The following is a 504-nucleotide window of genomic DNA, read 5'->3' as shown; positions in this document are numbered from 1 at the left end:
GCTCGCACACCAGCCCCGCCACGCTGGTGGACTTCGCGCACATCGACACCCGCTACTGGATTGGCCTGTCGGTCAGCGACCAGCCCGGGATGCTGGCCAGGATCGCCACCGTGTTCGCCGAGCACGGGGTCTCGATCGAGGCGATGACCAGTCCGCCGCCGACGACGGCAGCGCGCACCTGCGCATCCTCACCCACCGGGCGCCGAGGCGGCGCTGAGCTCCACCGTCCAGGCCCTGGGGGCGCTGGACACCGTGGCATCCGTAACATCCGTTTTGAGAGTTGAAGGAAACTAACGTGGCCCATCAGTGGCGCGGAGTGATCCGCGAATACGCCGACCGCCTGCCGGTGACCGAAGCGACCCGGGTGATCACCCTGGGCGAGGGCGGCACCCCGCTGGTGCACGCCCCGGCCCTGAGCCAGCACACCGGCAACCAGGTGTACCTGAAGGTGGAGGGGATGAACCCCACCGGCTCCTTCAAGGACCGCGGGATGACCATGGCGAT

1 protein-coding gene and 1 pseudogene are annotated in these 504 nt (G+C 68.7%); both read left to right on the top strand.

Annotated features, from left to right (window positions below; translation table 11 throughout):
- Window positions 1-294 (top strand): annotated as a pseudogene (locus JCM19049_RS21790) (ACT domain-containing protein); the annotation flags it as partial.
- Between the two features lies 1 nt (window position 295).
- Window positions 296-504: pyridoxal-phosphate dependent enzyme (locus JCM19049_RS17390; protein ID WP_279403543.1), on the top strand; the 209-nt coding region annotated here is incomplete at its 3' end.

The sequence above is a fragment of the Arthrobacter sp. JCM 19049 genome (assembly GCF_001310435.1).
Note: the sequence above shows the minus strand (reverse complement) of the source record. Positions and strands in the feature narration are given on the sequence as shown.